The 17,779-nt window shown below is 66.2% G+C and carries 20 protein-coding genes and 1 riboswitch; of the genes, 9 read left to right on the top strand and 11 right to left on the bottom strand.

Going from position 1 to position 17,779, the window contains the following annotated elements; all coding sequences use genetic code 11:
• Positions 1-6: 6 nt before the first annotated feature.
• The 4 genes from BES08_RS09480 to crtY are packed head-to-tail and all read right to left on the bottom strand — an operon-like array spanning position 7 to position 3,710.
• A complete protein-coding gene (locus BES08_RS09480; RefSeq protein ID WP_008829805.1) occupies positions 7-600 on the bottom strand; it encodes an LOG family protein in 594 nt (197 codons plus the stop codon).
• A gap of 1 nt (position 601) precedes the next feature.
• The gene (locus tag BES08_RS09475) at positions 602-1,039 is read right to left on the bottom strand and encodes a hypothetical protein (protein WP_069708183.1); all 438 of its coding nucleotides are present in this window, start codon (positions 1,037-1,039) and stop codon (positions 602-604) included.
• Complete coding sequence (locus BES08_RS09470; protein ID WP_069708182.1) at positions 1,036-2,514, bottom strand: phytoene desaturase; 1,479 nt, start codon at positions 2,512-2,514, stop codon at positions 1,036-1,038. Before BES08_RS09470 ends, BES08_RS09475 begins: the two co-directional genes overlap by 4 nt.
• A complete protein-coding gene (gene crtY, locus BES08_RS09465; RefSeq protein ID WP_069708181.1) occupies positions 2,511-3,710 on the bottom strand; it encodes a lycopene beta-cyclase CrtY in 1,200 nt (399 codons plus the stop codon). Before crtY ends, BES08_RS09470 begins: the two co-directional genes overlap by 4 nt.
• A 38-nt stretch (positions 3,711-3,748) precedes the next feature.
• On the opposite strand from crtY, the gene BES08_RS09460 reads away from it, so the two are divergent.
• The 3 genes from BES08_RS09460 (at position 3,749) to BES08_RS09450 (ending at position 5,853) form a co-directional block, all read left to right on the top strand.
• Positions 3,749-4,330: a GNAT family N-acetyltransferase gene (locus BES08_RS09460; RefSeq protein WP_083274645.1), complete on the top strand. Its 582-nt coding sequence runs from the start codon at positions 3,749-3,751 to the stop codon at positions 4,328-4,330.
• Between the two features lie 20 nt (positions 4,331-4,350).
• A complete protein-coding gene (locus BES08_RS09455; protein WP_069709210.1) occupies positions 4,351-4,929 on the top strand; it encodes a DUF2585 domain-containing protein in 579 nt (192 codons plus the stop codon).
• A gap of 66 nt (positions 4,930-4,995) precedes the next feature.
• Positions 4,996-5,853, top strand: coding sequence for a MipA/OmpV family protein (locus tag BES08_RS09450; protein WP_069708180.1), 858 nt, complete (start codon positions 4,996-4,998; stop codon positions 5,851-5,853).
• On the opposite strand, the gene BES08_RS09445 is transcribed toward BES08_RS09450, so the two are convergent.
• From BES08_RS09445 to BES08_RS09435, 3 genes are all read right to left on the bottom strand, one after another.
• Positions 5,841-6,449, bottom strand: coding sequence for a uracil-DNA glycosylase family protein (locus BES08_RS09445; protein WP_008829798.1), 609 nt, complete (start codon positions 6,447-6,449; stop codon positions 5,841-5,843). The genes BES08_RS09450 and BES08_RS09445 overlap by 13 nt on opposite strands.
• A gap of 46 nt (positions 6,450-6,495) precedes the next feature.
• Entirely contained in the window at positions 6,496-7,365 is an 870-nt protein-coding gene (locus BES08_RS09440; RefSeq protein WP_069708179.1) for a DUF1838 family protein, read from the bottom strand.
• Between the two features lie 97 nt (positions 7,366-7,462).
• Complete coding sequence (locus tag BES08_RS09435) at positions 7,463-8,089, bottom strand: SOS response-associated peptidase family protein (RefSeq protein WP_069708178.1); 627 nt, start codon at positions 8,087-8,089, stop codon at positions 7,463-7,465.
• A 43-nt stretch (positions 8,090-8,132) separates the two neighbouring features.
• Positions 8,133-8,243: riboswitch (TPP riboswitch) on the top strand.
• Positions 8,244-8,306: 63 nt separating this feature from the next.
• Between BES08_RS09435 and thiC the strand changes: the two genes are divergently transcribed.
• Complete coding sequence (thiC, locus tag BES08_RS09430) at positions 8,307-10,181, top strand: phosphomethylpyrimidine synthase ThiC (RefSeq protein ID WP_069708177.1); 1,875 nt, start codon at positions 8,307-8,309, stop codon at positions 10,179-10,181.
• Between the two features lie 109 nt (positions 10,182-10,290).
• Here thiC and BES08_RS09425 read toward each other — a convergent pair whose 3' ends face one another.
• Entirely contained in the window at positions 10,291-11,082 is a 792-nt protein-coding gene (locus BES08_RS09425) for a response regulator (protein ID WP_008832962.1), read from the bottom strand.
• Between the two features lie 457 nt (positions 11,083-11,539).
• On the opposite strand from BES08_RS09425, the gene BES08_RS09420 reads away from it, so the two are divergent.
• From BES08_RS09420 to BES08_RS09410, 3 genes are all read left to right on the top strand, one after another.
• Complete coding sequence (locus BES08_RS09420; protein WP_008832963.1) at positions 11,540-12,205, top strand: sigma-70 family RNA polymerase sigma factor; 666 nt, start codon at positions 11,540-11,542, stop codon at positions 12,203-12,205.
• A gap of 25 nt (positions 12,206-12,230) precedes the next feature.
• On the top strand, positions 12,231-12,641 hold the full coding sequence (locus BES08_RS09415) for a response regulator (protein WP_036527291.1): 411 nt from the start codon (positions 12,231-12,233) through the stop codon (positions 12,639-12,641).
• A gap of 79 nt (positions 12,642-12,720) precedes the next feature.
• Positions 12,721-12,981 (top strand): hypothetical protein, encoded by a 261-nt coding sequence (locus BES08_RS09410; RefSeq protein ID WP_069708176.1) that lies wholly within the window; start codon positions 12,721-12,723, stop codon positions 12,979-12,981.
• 207 nt (positions 12,982-13,188) lie between these two features.
• Here BES08_RS09410 and BES08_RS09405 read toward each other — a convergent pair whose 3' ends face one another.
• Positions 13,189-13,653: a pyridoxamine 5'-phosphate oxidase family protein gene (locus BES08_RS09405; RefSeq protein WP_069708175.1), complete on the bottom strand. Its 465-nt coding sequence runs from the start codon at positions 13,651-13,653 to the stop codon at positions 13,189-13,191.
• Between the two features lie 103 nt (positions 13,654-13,756).
• Complete coding sequence (locus tag BES08_RS09400; protein ID WP_008833645.1) at positions 13,757-14,239, bottom strand: hemerythrin domain-containing protein; 483 nt, start codon at positions 14,237-14,239, stop codon at positions 13,757-13,759.
• Positions 14,240-14,355: 116 nt separating this feature from the next.
• On the opposite strand from BES08_RS09400, the gene BES08_RS09395 reads away from it, so the two are divergent.
• Positions 14,356-15,363, top strand: a complete 1,008-nt coding sequence (locus BES08_RS09395) for a DNA topoisomerase IB (protein ID WP_069708174.1) — start codon at positions 14,356-14,358, stop codon at positions 15,361-15,363.
• Between the two features lie 125 nt (positions 15,364-15,488).
• Here the strand turns inward: BES08_RS09395 and BES08_RS09390 are convergent, their stop codons facing one another.
• Complete coding sequence (locus BES08_RS09390; protein ID WP_069708173.1) at positions 15,489-16,685, bottom strand: MFS transporter; 1,197 nt, start codon at positions 16,683-16,685, stop codon at positions 15,489-15,491.
• Between the two features lie 259 nt (positions 16,686-16,944).
• On the opposite strand from BES08_RS09390, the gene BES08_RS09385 reads away from it, so the two are divergent.
• Entirely contained in the window at positions 16,945-17,436 is a 492-nt protein-coding gene (locus BES08_RS09385; RefSeq protein WP_008833648.1) for an asparaginase domain-containing protein, read from the top strand.
• Positions 17,437-17,779 lie beyond the last annotated feature (343 nt).

Raw genomic sequence — 17,779 nt, 5'->3', positions numbered from 1 at the left:
CGCTTTTCACAGCGTGTTCGGGTCCATGTTCACGATCGGCACGATCGGCTGGTGCGCATGCATCCGGTCGAGCAGTGGGGCCAGTTCGGTATCGGCCAGCAGGATACCCTGGTGCGCCGGGCGCACGAAGCCGACTTCGGCCATGTGGCGGTTGAACGCCAGCAGTCCGTCGTAGAATCCGAAGGCATTGAGCACGCCGACCGGCTTGTTGTGATAGCCCAGCTGCGCCCAGCTGACCGCCTCCCACAGCTCGTCCATGGTGCCGACGCCGCCGGGCAGGACGAGGAAGCCGTCGGACAGCTCGGTGAACTTGGCCTTGCGCTCGTGCATGGTCTTCACGATCGTCAGTTCGCAATCGTAGTTGGCGACTTCGCCGCCCTTGCCGTCCTTGCCGGTGAGCGCTTCGGGGATGACGCCGATGCACTCGCCGCCCGCCGCCAGCGCGGCGCCCGCGACGGCGCCCATGAGACCCAGACGACCGCCGCCGTAGACGACGCCGATGCCCTGCGTGGCAAGCGCGGTGCCGACGTCCGCGGCAAGCTGCACGTAGCGGGGATCGGCGGGAGTGGCGGAGCCGCAGTAGACGGCGAGACGCTTCATGTCAGTCAACTACCTTGATATTAACCAGCGCGCCCTCCGGAAGATCGCGCGTCTGCCGGGCGAGGTCACCCGTGATTTGGATGAGGCGGACGAAATCGATCCGCACCAGATGTTCGTGGGCATAGTCCCCGGCGACGAGCGCCTGCGGGGTGAGGCTGTAGACCTCGCCCGATGCGGGAGGCCCTAGCCGCTTTACCGCCGCATCGACAAGGGCGTCCGCGCGCCAGATCGCCTTCGTCTCGTCCAGGGCCATGTGCGCCTTGGCCTCCGCCTCGGTGCCGAGCGGGGTGACTTCGCCGAGATCGGGATCGACGTAATGGAACGCGCCCGCATCGTCGGTGACGAGCATGTGCCCCATCAGGCTGTGCGCGACGACCTCGGCGAAGTGCACGCCGGTCCAGCCCCATGCGGCATTGAGGGCGTGGACTTCCCGGCTCACCTGAGGTCTTCCAGCATAAGCTTGGCGGTGGCCTTGGCGCTGCCGACGACGCCGGGAATCCCCGCGCCCGGATGCGTGCCCGCGCCGACGAGGTAGAGGTTCTTCAGCTTGTCGTCGCGGTTGTGGCCGCGGAAGAAGGCGCTCTGCGTCAGGATCGGCGAGAGGCTGAAGGCATTGCCCTTCCACGCGCCGAGGTCCGCCTCGAAATCGGGCGGGGCGTAGTGGAAGCGGGTGACGATGCGGTCCTCGATGTCGGGGATCAGGCGGCGGCCGACTTCGCGGATCACGCGCTGTTCCAGCACCGGGCCGACTTCCGCCCAGTCGATCGGCAGCTTGCCCATGTGGGCGACGGGGACGAGCGCGTAGAAAGTGCTCTTGCCCGGCGGCGCCATCGAGGGATCGGTGACGGTCGGGTGATGGAGATAGATCGAGAAATCGCGCGGCAGCACGCCATGCTCGAAGATGTCGTCGAGCAGGCCCTTGTAGCGGGGGCCGAACAGGATCGTATGGTGCGGGATGCCGGGCCAGGTGCCCTCCAGCCCGAAGTGCACGACGAAAAGGCTGGGCGAGAAGCTCTTCTTGGTCAGGCTCCTGGCCATCTCCTTGCCGCGCACCGTGTCGCCGAGGAGGCTGGCGTACGTATGCATGAGGTCGCCGTTGGAAGCGACCGCGTCGAAGCGTTCGCGCCAGCCGCTCTCGCATTCCACTTCGGTGACCTGGTCGCCGATGGTGTGGACCTGCCGGACCTTGTCGCCGATGCGCAGCGTGCCGCCGAGCCGCTCGAACAGGTTCGCCATGCCCTGCGCCAGCTTGTTGGTGCCGCCCTTGGTCCACCACACGCCGCCGTCCTTTTCCAGCTTGTGGATCAGGGCGTAGATCGCGCTGGTGCTCATCGGGTTGCCGCCGACCAGCAGGGTGTGGAAGGACAGCGCCTGCCGCAGATGCTCGTCCTTCACGTAGTGCGAGACCATCGAGTAGACCGAGCGCCACGCCTGATAGCGCATCATCGCGGGCGCGGCCTTGATCATGCTGGAGAAGTCGAGGAACGCCTCGTGCCCCAGCTTGACGTAGCCTTCCTGCCAGACCCCGGCGGCGTAGCGTTCGAACTCCTCGTACCCGGCAAGGTCGCCGGGGGCGACGCGGGCGATCTCGCGGCGCAGGGAACCTTCGTCGTTCGAGTAGTCGAAAGTGACGCCATCGGTCCAGTTGAGGCGATAGAACGGCATGACCGGCATCAGCGTCACGTCGTCGGCGATGTCGTGGCCGGAGAGCTTCCACAACTCGCGCAGGCATTCGGGGTCGGTGACGACGGTGGGGCCGGCATCGAAAGTGAAGCCCTCGCGCTGCCAGGAGTAGGCGCGGCCGCCCACCTTGTCGCGCGCTTCGATCAGGGTGGTGGCGATGCCGCTGCTCTGGAGCCGGATCGCGAGGGCAAGGCCGCCGAAACCGGCGCCGATGACGCAGGCCTTCTTCACGATACGGCTCCCAGATCAGCCAGCGGACGCCCGCGTCCGGTCAGGCTGGCGAGCGCCGCGCCCACCGGCACCGGCGGCTTTCCGGCCAGCACCCGCGCCATGTCGAGCGGGGTCGAGCGGCCTGCGTAGAACCGTTCGATCAGCCCTTCGGGCAGCGTGTAGAAGCGCGCCAGCATGCGCCAGCGATCCGGGCCGTGTGCGGCGCCGAAGAGCATCCTGCTCAACATTCGATAGAAGCGCCCTTGGCGCCAGTGCTGTGCGGCCCTGTCATGACTGGTCCTCAATAGGGCGGACCCGGAGAGATTGTCGAGGCTGGTCAGGTAAAGCGCGAATCTTGTCGCATCGGGAATCGAGTAGGATGTCAGCGGATGGCACAAGGCGGCGCGGGTTCCGGCACGCGGCAGGGGGCTTCCGGCGCGCCAGAACGCCTCGAAATCCCCCTCGGCGATGACGGGAAGGACGCCGGTTTCCTCGTAGGCAACACTCTCGACCTGCCAGCCTTGCGCGCGGGCATAGTCGGCGATGCGGGTGCGCAGGGCCGGGAGGTCGAGGTCGGAGGTATCGGAATAGTACGTATCCTCGACGAAGACCTCGGTATCGGAGAAGGGCAGGCAGTAGACGAAGCGGTAGCCGTCGATCTGCGCGACGGTGGCATCCATCACCACCGGCCGCGCCAGCCCATGCGGCGAAGCGAGGCGCAGCGACAGCCCGACGAACTTCTGCCAGCCGCCTGCCATGTGCGGCAGGCCCCGGCTCCCCCGCGCGTCGATCACCGCCCCGGTGGCGAAGCGGCGACCATCGGACAGGGTGACGCTGGTGGCGTCGGCGTGCCCGACTTCGAAGCCGGTGACGATGGCGTCGGCGGGCAGCGCTGCGCGCACCGCCGCGTCGAGCTTTGTGCCCGTTGCGCTCCGGTAGGGTGTCGTTAGGTGCCGCCTGGTGCCGGGAAAACGCACCTCGTAATCGTCCCAACGGGCAACGACGATGGGGTCCAGCAGCGCCTCGCCGCCTTCGGGCAGGTCGCTGGCGAAGAAGGACCAGACGTGTTCCCCGCCAAGTCGTTGATCACGCTCGAATATCGCCACACGAAGGTCCGGTCGCCGCGCCGCGAAGGCAAGCGCGATCAGCCCGCCGGCAAGGCCGCCGCCGAGTATCGCGAGGTCACAGAACGCCGGATCGGCCGATTTTTGCTGCATCGCGGCGTTGTTTAGGCACTGCGAACGATTGCTGCAACTTGGCAGACCCCTCGCTTTACTGCATGTTCGTGACGATGACAGGGCAACTGACAGTTTGCGACGCCGCGTCGGGGGATGCGGCCGCAATAGCCGAGATTTACGCGCACTACGTGCTGGAAAGCACCGCGACGTTCGAGACCGAGCCACCTGACGAGGCGGAATCGGAACGGCGGATCTGTGAGCTTATCAAGGGCGGCTATCCCTTCCTCGTCATGCGCGACGATGACGGCAAGGTGCTCGGCTTCGGCTTTGCCCAGCGCTACGGCCCGCGTGCGGGCTATCGCTACAGCGTCGAGACGACGATCTACGTGTGCCAGGACAGCCTGAACCGCGGGATCGGCAGCGCGCTGCTTCAGGAACTGCTCACCGAGTGCGAGAAGCGCGGTTTCCGGCAGGCTTTTGCGGTGATCGCGGCCTCGGAACCGGCCTCGGTCGTGCTCCACGCGCGGGCGGGGTTCCTGCCGGTCGGTACGCTGACGGCGGCGGGCTGGAAGCACGGTCAGTGGATCGACGTGTTCCTCATGCAGCGCCGCCTCGGCGACGGCAACGAGACGCTGCCCGAAGGTGCCGCGGCATCCTGAACCTCGCGGGACGCTCGCCCCTGCTGCCGCATCGTCCGGCGGCGTGGCTGGCGCTTTGTCTTGGCCTTGCGCTGCTTTTGGTTGAGCTTGCGATGGGCCGCCCGGGCATCTGCCCTTGCGGCGTCGTCCGGTTCTGGGCGGGGGATGTGCAGTCGGACCAGAACAGCCAGCAGGTGGCTGACTGGTACAGTTTCAGCCACGTCATCCACGGGCTCATCTTCTACGGAATCGCGCGTGCGCTCTGGCGGTGGACTGCGCTGGGCCGCGTCCTGTCGCCGCGCTGGGCCTTGCCGCTGGCGGTGGCGTTCGAGGGAGGCTGGGAACTGCTGGAGAACTCGCCCCTGATCATCGATCGCTACCGTTCAGTCACGATCAGCTACGGTTACAGCGGCGACAGCGTGCTCAACTCGCTGAGCGACGTGGGGTGGATGGCGCTGGGTTTCATTGTCGCCGCGCGCCTTCCGGCCCGTGCCAGCGTGGCTCTGGCGCTTGTGTTCGAGGCGTTCACGCTGTTCATGATCCGGGACAACCTGACCCTCAACGTCCTGATGCTGGTGCACCCGATCGAGGCGGTGCGTGACTGGCAGTCGTCGGTCTGAAAGCCACGCGAGGCAACTGTTAGGTCCCGCAAAGCGTTGGTCTCTCAAGATCTTCAGGGGACCGTCATGAATTCACGCCTTGTCTTACGGATTTGCACGGCATCTGCCGCCCTTCTTTCGATGCCCGCCATCGCGCAGGAGGCGCCGCAGCAACAGCCGACCGAGAACGTTCTCGACGGTGATTACCTGACGGTCGGTGTCGGCGCCGTCTATGTGCCCAGCTATCGTGGCTCGGATGACTACATCCTCTCGCCGGTGCCGCTGGTGCGCGGCCATTTCAAGGGCGTGGACATCAATCCGCGCGTTGCGGGCGTGGCGCTGGACTTCATTCCCGACGACAAGGATTCGGGCATCGGCTTTTCGCTGGGGCCGGTCGTCACGGCCTCGTTCAATCGCAACCGGCGCGTGCGGGACGAGGTCGTGCGGGCGGCAGGCAAGCTCGATCCGGCGATCGAGGTCGGCGTCAGCGCGGGCGTGACCAAGTACCGCGTGCTGCACGACTACGATACGCTCACGCTGTCGAGCGACGTGAAGTGGGACGTGAACGGCGCCTACAAGGGCATGGTCTGGTCCCCCGCGATCAGCTACACGACGCCCCTGAGCCCGGCGGTCGTCACGGTGCTGGCGGTCAGCGCCCGCCGTGTCGATGACAAGTTCGCGCGCTACTATTACTCGGTGAATCCGGGGCAAAGCCTTGCGAGCGGGCTGCCGGTCTACAATGCCAAGGGCGGCTGGGACAGCGTCAACACCTCGCTGCTGATGGCTTATGACCTCTCCGGCGACGTGCGCGACGGTGGGCTTTCGGTGTTCGGAGTGGCGAACTATTCGCGCATGCTGAACGACGGCAAGGACACGCCGTTCACCTCGCTGCGGGGCAGTGCGAACCAGTGGGTCCTGGGCGCGGGCGTGGCCTATACGTTCTGATGCGGGGAGCCTTCGACGGCTTCGATCACCTTTCGGCGCAAGTCAGGCAGCACTTCCGCTTCGAACCACGGGTGCTTCGCCATCCACAGCCGGCTGCGCCACGCCGGATGCGGAAGGGGGAACAGTCCTTCCGGTGCCTCGCGCCACCGTCGCACCGTTTCGGTGAGGTTGGGCGCGAAGCCGCGCGGCAGGTAGCGTTTCTGGGCGTACTGCCCCACCAGCAGGGTCAGGCGCCGCTGCGGCAGTTCGGCCAGTAGCGGCGCGTGCCAGCGCGGGGCGCATTCGGGGCGAGGGGGCTTGTCGCCGCCGCTCGCCTTGCCCGGATAGCAGAAGCCGGAGGGCATCTGCGCGACTTTCGCGGTGTCGTAGAACATGGCCTTGTCGAGCCCCAGCCAGCCGCGCAGCCGGTCGCCGCTGTCGTCGTCCCAGCCTATGCCGCTGGCATGGACCTTGCTGCCTGGCGCCTGCCCGATGATGAGCAGGCGCGCGGAGGGGCTGGCCGCGACGAACGGGCGCGGCTCGAAGCCCAGCGCCGTCTCGCACAAGCGGCAGGCGCGGATTTCGCCGAGGAGGGCGTCGAGGGTCGCGGAGGCCATCTACCGCAGATGGCCACCTTCCTTGCCTGAGACAAGGCGTGTCCTGTTACCCCGCCTTGTCGAGAGCGGCGATGGGGTCCTTGGCGATCTGCGGATAATACGTCTCGAGCATGGCGTGCCAGTCCGCCGGAAGGTCCTCGAAGCGCTTCACCTTGCCGCCGTTGCCGAACAGATTGAGCGTACCGGGGCGATCGCCCATCCGCAGCCATTCTGGCCAGCTGCGCACGTCATTGGACTGCACTCGCGTGTCGACGTTGGTGACCGCCGGGTCCAGCACCAGCGCGCTCGGCGCGGACAGGGTGCTCACTTCGTTCAGATAGGACACCGAGCCGTCGGGGGCGGTCACCCGGGCGTGCGAGCGGTCGCGTACCGCGATCTCGCCGGTGCGCAAGGTGAAGGGCACGGCGGGGGTGTGGACGTGCTCGAAGCGGGGCGTACCCGGGACGTCGGGAATGTCGATCTCGTTGGTCGCCGAAACCCGCACGCGCGTGGGGATCGGACCGCGACCGCCGACTTTCACGGTCTCTCCCGTGATCGGGTTGCGGAGGTCGGTGAGGCGACGGCCGGTGTCGATATCGACGCGGAAGCTGATCTCCAGGTCGATCAGCTCGAAACTGCCGTCGGCGTTGTGCGTGATGCGCTGGATTGATCCGAGATTGATCGCATAGACCGGGATCAGGTCGCCGCCCGTCGCGGCCATGTACGGACCCTTGATCCACGAGAAGACGAGGCCGTCGTCCGTGCGATAGCGCAGCTTGCGATAGATCAGCGAGGCATCGGCCGCATTGGCGGGATCGAGCAGGCGCTTCTTCGGCGTTGCGGCCGCCGCCGGAAGCGAGGCTGCGGCAAGCGCGGTGGCGCCCAGTCCCAAGGCGGTTCGTCGGTTCAGTTTTGCTGCGTCGTTCTGCTCGATCATTTTACACTCCCCTTACTGCGATCGAGAAAGTTGATCGTTATCGGAGGAGCAACAAGCATGCGGCACGGGATTGGTCGCGTCTCGGATAGCGATGGGCTCAGCCCGCCACGCGCATCTCCATGAGGGACGAGGAGTAAGGCACGATGAGGCTCTTCGCGCGGTCCCAGGCGCCGCGCAGCCAAGTGTCCTGCACGGCCGGATCGGGTGGGAGGATCACCGGCATCGTCTCTCGCCCCTCTGCTCTCAGTGCCGCGTTCGCTTCGCAGGCGAGGAGGGCGAAGGAGGGAATCTCGCTGTCCTTCCATACCGCCGCCATGGCGAAGACCGGTTGGTCGGCGCAGGCGAACCAGCACTGGCGGCGCTTGCCATCCGTGGGCGAGGGGCGGCCCCACTCCATGAAGGCGGTGGCGGGCACCAGGCAGCGGAACTCGCTGTTGCGCAAGTTGCCGATCCAGAACGGGCTGTCGAGGTTGCGCACCGTCAGGATGCCGCGCTGCTCGTGCACCGAGGGCGGCGGCGGTACGCCCCAGAGGCGCGGGATCATCCGGCGCGGGGTGCGATAGTGGGGCCTCGGCCCGGCGATCGCCTCTCGCCCAGCCGTGATGACCGGCGCGAACTGCCCGGGCGCGACGTGGCCGCCGTCCCACGGGTCATTGCCGGATTCGGCCCCGAAGGAGCGCGCGACATGCGGCGCGGGCGCGTCGAGGCGATAGAGCATCGGCATGGGCTCAAGCCTCTAGACCCCGCCGATATGCGCGTCTATCACTGCGCCGTCCCCGGGGAGCCAGCAAGTGGCTGAGAGTTGTGGGTATGCTCCACAAGACCCGTCGAACCTGAACCCGTTAGTACGGGCGGAGGAAGTGGAGCGTCGGGTTTGAGCACGAATCAACACCCGCAGTCCGTCTCTTTTTCCGTCCCATGGAGAGAAAGAGAGGCAATCCATGGCAGACATCAATTCCAAGCTCGAGATCGGCGTGACCACCGGCGCCATCCGTGGATCGAGGAAGATCCACGTCGGCCCGCTGGGTGTGGCGATGCGCGAAATCCACCTCGAACCCGGCAGCGGCGAGGCCCCGGTGCGGGTCTACGACACCTCCGGCCCTTATACCGATCCCGATGTCACGATCGACATTTCGGCGGGCCTCGCCCCCAACCGGCGCGAATGGATCACGGCGCGCGGCGACGTGCAAGATTACGCCGCGCGCGAGGTGAAGCCCGAGGACAACGGCCTCAAGGGGCCTGACCGTTCGGCAGGGGTTCCGGCCTTCCCCAACGTCGTCAGGCGGCCCTTGCGCGCGAAGGCGGGCATGAACGTCAGCCAGATGCACTATGCCCGGCGCGGGATCATCACGCCGGAGATGGAATATGTGGCGGAGCGCGAGAACCTCGGCCGCGCGATGCTCAAGGAATACGTGCGCGACGGGCAGGCCAGAGATGGTGAAAGTTGGGGCGCATCGATCCCGGACTACGTGACGCCCGAGTTCGTGCGCGAGGAAGTCGCGCGCGGCCGCGCCATCATCCCCTCCAACATCAATCACCCCGAAAGCGAGCCGATGGCGATCGGGCGCAATTTCCTGGTCAAGATCAACGCCAATATCGGCAACTCTGCTGTCGCGTCGGACGTGGCGAACGAGGTCGACAAGATGGTCTGGTCGATCCGCTGGGGCGCCGACACCGTCATGGATCTTTCGACCGGGCGCAACATCCACGACACGCGCGAATGGATCATCCGAAACTCGCCCGTGCCCATCGGCACCGTGCCGATCTATCAGGCGCTGGAGAAAGTCGGCGGCATTGCCGAGGACCTGAACTGGGAAGTCTTCCGCGACACCCTGATCGAACAGGCCGAGCAGGGCGTCGATTACTTCACCATCCACGCCGGGGTTCGCCTGCCCTTCGTGCCGCTGGCGGCGAAGCGCGTCACCGGCATCGTCAGCCGCGGCGGCTCGATCATGGCCAAGTGGTGCCTGGCGCATCACAAGGAATCGTTCCTCTACGAACGCTTCGACGAAATCACCGAGATCATGAAGGCCTACGACGTCGCCTACTCGCTGGGCGATGGCCTGCGCCCCGGCTCGATCGCGGATGCCAACGACGAGGCGCAGTTCGCCGAACTCTACACGCTGGGTGAACTGACCAAGCGCGCCTGGGAGCAGGACGTGCAGGTCATGATCGAGGGGCCGGGCCATGTGCCGATGCACAAAGTCAAGGAGAACATGGAAAAGCAGCTGGCCGCCTGCGGCGAGGCGCCGTTCTATACCCTCGGTCCGCTCGTCACCGACATCGCTCCAGGCTACGACCACATCACCAGCGGCATCGGTGCGGCGATGATCGGCTGGTACGGCACGGCGATGCTCTGCTACGTGACGCCCAAGGAGCACCTCGGCTTGCCCGACCGCGATGACGTGAAAGTCGGCGTGGTTACTTACAAGCTGGCCGCCCATGCCGCCGATCTGGCGAAGGGCCACCCGGCGGCCAAGGTCCGCGACGATGCATTGTCCCGCGCCCGTTTCGAGTTCCGCTGGCGCGACCAGTTCAACCTGTCTCTCGATCCCGACACGGCGGAGCAGTACCACGACCAGACGCTGCCTGCGGAGGGCGCGAAGTCGGCGCATTTCTGCTCGATGTGCGGGCCGAAGTTCTGCTCGATGAAGATCAGCCAGGAAGTGCGCGAGTTCGCCGCGAAGCAGAACCAGCCGGTCGAAACCTTCGTCGCAGCCGAAGAGGCGGAGGCCGGCATGGCCGAGATGAGCAAGGTGTTCCGCGAAACCGGCAGCGAACTCTACATGGGTTCGGGGGGGCGCGAGCACGACTGAAACGATACGTGTCCGCCGTCATTCCCGCCCGGGCGGGAATGACGGCGTCGCATCGGAAGGCGCGCGCTACCGGCGGTCTACGAGCGATGTTCCCGGAGGCGCCGGGCCTTCAGGCCTGCGGGCGCGTCGAGTTGAAGAACAGCGCCTGGCTAATCGTTGCGCGCACGGTGGTTTCCTGGAACGGCTTGGTCACGAGGTAGGTCGGCTCCGGCCGCTCGCCGGTCAGCAGGCGTTCCGGGTAGGCGGTGATGAAGATCACCGGCACTTCGCCGAACTTGAGCAGGTCTTCCACCGCATCGATGCCCGAGCTGCCGTCGGCCAGCTGAATATCGGCAAGGACGAGGCCGGCGGGGTGCTTCTCGAAGATTTCGATCGCCTGCTTGTGCGTGGCGGCGGTGCCGACGACGGTATGGCCAAGGTCGGTCACCAGGCCTTCCAGCTGCATCGAGATCAGCGGCTCGTCCTCGATGATGAGGACGCGGGTTGCGCTTTCCCCTTCGATCTCTGCAATCGCCTGGGAAACCAGCGCATCGACTTCCTCGACCTCGAGGCCGAGGATCGTCGCGGTTTCCTCACGCGTGAATTCCTCCACCGAGGTCAGCAGCAGGGCCTGGCGGTGCGTCGGCGCGACGGCGGCGAGGCGCTCCTGCGCGGCCTGCTCGTGCCCGCCGCCGATGTCGCCCGCGGGTTCCTCGACATGGCCGGTCGACCAGATGCGGGTGAAGGCCTCATACAGCGCGGCGCGGCTGCGGGCGATGGCATCGCGCAGCGAGCGGTCGGCGAGGGCCGCTTCCAGCGTCGCGCGGACATAGGCGTCGCCCGAGTGCTGCGAGCCGGTGAGGGCGCGCGCGTAGCGGCGCAGGTAAGGCAGCTGGATCGCAATCTGATCAGAGACGGACATTCAAGTTCCTCAAGGCCTATGGGGGAAGTTGGCTTCCCGATTGCACGTCGATGGGCGCCCTTTGCGCCTGAAGGCCGGTGTCGTTTGTCTGACTCCGCCGGGCGTATAGGGCAACCGGAAAATTTTTTGCGGTGAGACGCTTTTTCGGGAACCAACGAAGGGGCGCTACGTTCCCACAATATCACCACTGGCTCCCCCACCCCCCCCGCAAACCGGTGGTGATCCGATCCCGGAGGCCCTCGCCCACTCAAGTGGACGGGGGCCTCAATTTTTATGGGCCATGATTGTTCCGCCGATCCTGCGGAAATACGGCAAAGTTTTTCGGGAAGTTTTTCGGTCTGGCGCTGATTTCTTTCGCTTCCGCAACGAAATGGGCGATTTCAGGACATTGCCGGGAACTATTTTCGCCGCACTGCCGTTAGCTATCCGACTGGTTTTCTCAGAGGAGGGTAACGCAATGTCGACTGTTGTCGAAGCAGGCGTCGAAGGGGTCCAGCCCGAAAAGGTCGCGCTCAGCGACCGTGATTTCCGCCGCGCGCTGGCAGAGGTAGCGCCGCACCTGCGTGCATTCGCGCGCGGTCTGTGCGGCTGCCGTGACCGCGCCGACGATCTGGCGCAGGAAGCCATGCTGCGGGCATGGGCGGCGCGTGAGCGCTATGCCGCCGGCACCAACTTCAAGGCATGGACCTTCACCATCCTGCGCAACCACTTCTATTCCGAGGCCCGCCGCGCCCGCTTCCATGGCGAGTACGACGAACTGGCCGCGGAACGCATCCTGCGCGCCGAAGCCAGCCAGGAAAGCGCCGTCGAACTGGCGGACGTCCTGCGCGCGCTGACCGCCATTCCCGAAACCTATCGCGAGGCCCTCGTGCTCGTAGCGGCCGGCAACCTCTCCTACGAGGAAATCGCCGATATCTGCGGTATCGCGCTTGGCACCGTTAAGAGCCGCATCTGCCGCGCCCGCGCGATGCTCTCCAAGATCATCGAATCCGGCCAGCTGCCGGACTTCCGCCACAACTTCGTGCTTGGCGGCGAGGCGATCGACGCCTTCTTCGGCGAACTGGTGAAGATCGCCAACGTCAATGCCGACACCGCTCGCCTCGCCCAGCGCGTGGCTGCCTGAACCGGGACAACGTACCTTGGATGCGATGGTGGCCAACTCCGGGAAAATCCTCATCGTCGAGGACGAGTTCCTGGTAGCGCTGCAACTGGAAGATATCCTTGCCGATGGCGGCCATGCCGTCGTCGGCACGGTTCCGGACATGGCATCGCTGGGGATGCTGGGTGATGTTCCTGATGTGGCGCTCGTCGATCTCAACTTGCGCGACGGGCTCACCGGCCCGGCCATCGCACGCGATCTCTCCGGCCGTTACGGCGTGCGGGTGATCTACGTCACCGCCAATCCCGGCCAGATCGACACCCCGGCGCCTACCGCGATCGGGGTCGTCCAGAAACCCTTTACACGACAGGCGATCCTCGCGGCGATCTCCTATGCCCTTGCCGGATGCCCCGACAGCGCCCGGCCACAGGAACTGGAGCCGCTGCAACTGCGCACCTGACGTTTCACGAGTAGGAGAGGGGCCGCAAGAGCCCGGGCCTGATGACAAACACAACAGGGCCTGAGAAGAAGGCGAGAGGATGAGCCAAGTCGTCCTGCAATGCCTGCAATACTATTGCGCCGCTGCGGGAACCGTGGCGGCGCTTATCGTATCGCTCGACCTCGGCCGCAAATGGACCGGCTGGGGCTTCGTCATTTTCGTCACCAGTTCGATCGCCCTGGTGGCCTGGGGATTCCTCGACGACAAGGCCGAGGGGATCGGGCTGCAGAACGTGGCGCTGTTCGCGATCAACTGCGTGGGCGTGTGGAGGTATTTGCTGCGGCGAAAAAGGCCCGGCTGACCCTTATCCTCCCTGTCGCGCAGCGATGGGGAGGTGGCGCCGACGAAGTCGGTGACGGAGGGGGTTTTGTATTCCCCAAGCCCCTCCACCACCCGCTGCGCGGGCGGTCCCCCTCCCCATCGCTGCGCGACAGGGAGGACAAGCGCGAAGGGCGTGGCGGCCTGAACCGCCACGCCCCCGCTGCTCAGGCATCGGTCCTAGAGGGTCTCAGACCGCGCCGAGCGCGTGCTCTCCGGCCTCGCCCTGCTTGATGGGCTTGCCGGTCAGGAGCTTGAAGGCGCCCTTGAGGCCCATTTCCGAAGTCCAGACTTCGGCGTCCTCGATCTCGAATCGCAGCATGACGACCGAAGCGTCGGCCTTGCCGCCGGGAAACCACGCCTCCACGGCGTTGTTCCAGTGCTTGTCGCGCACGGCCGGATCGGTTTCCTCGACCAGCGTACCGTCGATGCAGGCGAAAACCTCGTGCCCCCGCGTCATCACCTGACCCATCGCCTTGCCGCCGCCGCCGATGCGGTTGTCGCGCTTGGTGAAGAACCAGATCGCGTGATGGGCGTCCTTGTCGAGTTGTGCCGTCATCGGCTCGGCGTGGGCATGTCCGGCCTGAAGGCTCATCATGATGAACGGGCTGGTCTGGAACGCTTTCCAGAAATGCTCGCGGATGTCCTTGTCCATGGTCCTTCTCCGTTATGGTTGATCGAGAAGGCAACGCGCCGCCGGGGCCGGGCGTTCCCCCGCGTTCGCCGCAGGGGAGGCCCGAGCCGGCGTATTGCCGGCTTTATTCGCGCGCATCGCCGGGCAGTTCCTTTTCGGCCGTCGCCAGTTCCTTCGGCTTGCGCTTCTCGAACACTTCGGCGAGTTCCTTCTCGGTTTCGGCCGAGAGCTTTTCTGCCGCTTCGGGGAACATCTCCTCCTCTTCCTCGTCGATGTGGTGGAGGTAGCGGTGGCGCATTTCCTTGAACTTGGTCAGCCACGCGGACGAACTCATGTCGATCTCGAACAGTTCGCCGAGGAAGTCGTCGATTTCCTTGTGCTCGGACACCGAGTGGCGCGCCTCGTCGCGGAGGTCCGGGTTGCCCAGCATCGTCGCATAGAGCGATTCCTCCTCGGCGGCGGCGTGGGCCTGGAGTTCCTTACGCAAGGCTTCGAACAGGTCCTTGCGCTCGTCGCTGGCGCCCTGGGTTTCGCCCAGCTGTTCCAGCAACTTGCGGTGCTTGTCGTGGTCGGCCTTGAGATCGCGGAAGATGCGTGCGTCTGCCATGGGTGTCTCCTGTGGTTTGTCTTTGCAGGAAGGAACGGCGGGATCGCGTTCCGGTTTCCGACAACCCGTTTGCCCCTCGCGCGTTCTCGAAAGGGAGAGACAACGGACAAGACCCCATGCTGATGACGCGCCAGACGATTTCGCGCCTGAAATTCGCCGATGACGGCGCCCCCGGCATCACCCGCAGGCCGGTGCGCGGCAGCAAGTGGGCCTACTTCGACGCGGACGGAGCGCGGATAAAGGATCGCGCTGAGATCGACCGGCTCAACGCCATCGCCCTGCCGCCCGCCTACGAGCGGTGCTGGTTCTCCGCCGACCCCGAGGTACATCTGCTGGCGACCGGCTACGATGCGCGCGGGCGCAAGCAGTATCGCTATCATCCCGACTGGCGCCAGTCGCGCGAGACGATGAAGTTCGACCGCTGCGCCCTGTTCGGCGATGCGCTGCCGGTGCTGCGGGCGCGGGTGGACGCGGACATCGCTTCACGCAAGCTGACGCGCGAGCGGGCGATCGCCTCGGTCGTGGCGCTGCTCGATACCGGGGCGATCCGGGTGGGGAACGAGTGCTACGCCAAGGCCAACAAGAGCTTCGGGGCGACCACCCTGCGCAACCGGCACGCGAAGATAGAGCGCGGCGCGCTGATGCTGCGCTTCAAGGGCAAGTCGGGCAAGCTGCAGCAGATCACCTGCGACGATCCCGGCCTCGTGCGCTGTGTGCGCAAGATGCAGGACCTGCCCGGCCAGCACTTGTTCCAGTACGTCGACGAGGAGGGCGAGGCGATTCCCGTCCACAGCCACGACGTCAACGCATACCTTGCCGAGACGATGGGCGAGGGCTTCACCGCCAAGCACTTCCGGACATGGGCGGCGAGCACGATGGCCTTCGCGATGCTGGTCGGGAACCCCGGCCTGTCATTGCGGGCGATGCTGGACGAGGTTGCGCAGTGCCTCGGCAATACGCCCGCGATCGCGCGGAAGTCCTACGTCCACCCGGACGTGATCGCGGCGGCCAAGGGCGATCGGGGCGCACCCGAGGTGCCCGAAAGCCTGCCGCGCAAGACCCGCTGGATGAGCCGCGAGGAGCGCGGGTTGCTGGCGTTTCTCACTTCGTCGTTCCGGACCTGATCCGGGACCGGTGGCTGTCTTTAGGCGCGTCATGTCGCGGGGGCTTCGACAAGCTCAGGGTGAGCGGAGTTAGTGTAATGCCTCTCAAACCCGCTCAGGATGAGCTTGTCGAAGCCCCCGCAGTCTCAGCGCGACGACGTCCGGTAAGCCCCCAATGTTCCGATCAGCACCAGCACGCCGATGAGCGCCACTCCCGAGCAGGCGAGGGCGAGGTCGGAATTGCCGGTCGCGTCCACCATCCACCCGAACAGCGGCGGACCGAACGCGGCGCCGAGGCTGAACAGGCCAAGGATGGCGCCGTAGGTCGCTCCGTAGTTTTCCAGTGCGGCGTAGCGGCTGGTGAAATAGGCGAGCATGTCCACTTCCGCCCCGGCCGCGAGGCCGAGCAGCAGCGCGGCCGGGATCGCGGGGCCGTCGAGCCACAGGATCACGCAGGCGATCACCGGCGAAGTCAGGAACAGCACTGCCACGCGCGGGGCGTGGAAGCGGTCGAACAGCCAGCCGACGAAAGCGCGGGCGAAGACCACCGCGATGCCGATGAAGGCGGCCACTCCGGCGGCCTGCGCGGGCGGCACCCCCCGGTCCACCAGCATCGGCACGAGATGGACGATCAGAGCCGCGACGATGACGCCCAGCAGGAAGCCGATCAGGGCGATTTGCAGCGTCTTGCGGGTGATCTCGATGCTGCCGCGCTCGCGCTTGTCGGCGGCGACGCGCTCCCCGCGCCCGGTCAGGAGGCTGACGGGGATGCCGATCACGGCGATCACGATGGCGATGGCATGGAGGCCGGTGCGCCAGCCCTGCACCGCGATCACCGGGCCGAGCAAGGCGGGCGCGAGGATCGCCGCCATGCCGGAGCCCGTCAGCATCAGCCCCAATGCGAAGCCGCGCCCGGCATCGAAGCGCAGCGAGACGACGCGCGCCCAGATCGCCGGGGTCGTCCCGCAGCCCGCCAGAGAGACGAGCAGCCACAGGCCGTACCACTTGGTCAGCGACGGCCCGGTCTCGGCCAGCGCCACCAGGGCGAGCGGCGTGGCCAGATAGCTGGCGATGGCGATGGTGCGGTTGCCGAAGCGGTCGGCAAGGCGTCCCACGACAGGGGCGGAGAGGAAGATGCCCAGCTGCTGGAACGTCGCCGCGCCCGAGACTTCGGCGCGGGTCCAGCCGAACTCGGCCTGAAGCGGCGTGACGAACAGGCCCAGCGAGTAGAACCCGACGCCCATCATCCCCACCCCGATCGCCAGCGCGGCGGCAAGGACGGTCGGCCATCCGGCGGCCAGTTCGCTGCGGGCGGTAAGCGAGGGTGACGCAAGGGTGCTCATGGTCGCAGTGGTGCCATGGATCGGCGCGGTTGTGCAGATGCGAGATGGCGGGAGATCGCAGGGCGAATATCCGTGCGGCGTGTGCGGCGGGGGCTTCGACAGGCTCAGCCTGAGCGGAATTGATAGGGCATTACGCTACTCCCGCTCACCCTGAGCTTGTCGAAGGGTCAGGCACAGTCTCTCGAAGCCCCATCGGCAAAGCGCGCCCCTTACCTACGAAGGAATTGGAAACCCGCGCGTCCCGCAGTAAGGAACGCGCATGAACCAGGCACCCATTCTCGTCATCACCACCGGCGGCACCATCGACAAGCAGTACTTCGACGCGCTGAGCGAGTACCAGATCGTCGAGAGCGTGATCGGCAAGCTGCTGGCCACTGCCCGCGTGGCGCATCCGTTCCGCGTCGTCGAACTGCTGCGCAAGGACAGCCTCGAACTCACCGACGAGGACCGCGCGCTGATCGCCGCGACGGTCGCCGGGGCGCCGGAAAGCCATGTCGTCATCACCCATGGCACCGACACCATGACCGACACCGCCGCCGCGCTCGCCCATATCGAGGGCAAGACCGTCGTGATGTGCGGAGCCATGCAGCCCGCCCGTTTCGCCGAGAGCGACGCGGCATTCAACCTGGGCATGGCGTTCGGCTGCTGCCAATCGGCCGGCCCGGGCATCTGGATCACCATGAGCGGCACCGTGTTCGACGCGCTGAAGGTCCGCAAGGACCGCGAGGCAGGCAAGTTCGTCGCGCGCTGAGGGCAGTTCTTGGGTATTTGACGTCGTCATTCCCGCGAAGGCGGGAACCCATCTCCTGACGTTTCGTGTTGCACTGGCATCAGATGGGTCCCCGCTTTCGCGGGGATGACGAAAGTGCTGCGCGCGGCCCCGAGCGCATGGACAGCGGCCGCTCTCACACAAATTTAACCACTGCAATCGTTGCGACAGGCCGGGTCTAGGGACAGCTCCCTAGGTCTGGCTTCGCAGGTCGATAACCGCCCCGGTGTACCCCTCGTCGGGTACGGGGGCCGCAGCGCGGTTTCCGGCGCTCCACCCGGAGGCCGTGGCTGCAACGAAGTTCAAGCTCGTTCGGCATCACGTC

It is taken from the genome of Novosphingobium resinovorum (assembly GCF_001742225.1).
In the GTDB taxonomy this organism is placed as follows: domain Bacteria; phylum Pseudomonadota; class Alphaproteobacteria; order Sphingomonadales; family Sphingomonadaceae; genus Novosphingobium; species Novosphingobium resinovorum_A.
The sequence above is the reverse complement of the archived record's forward strand: the minus strand, read 5'-3'. Positions and strand labels throughout refer to the sequence as shown.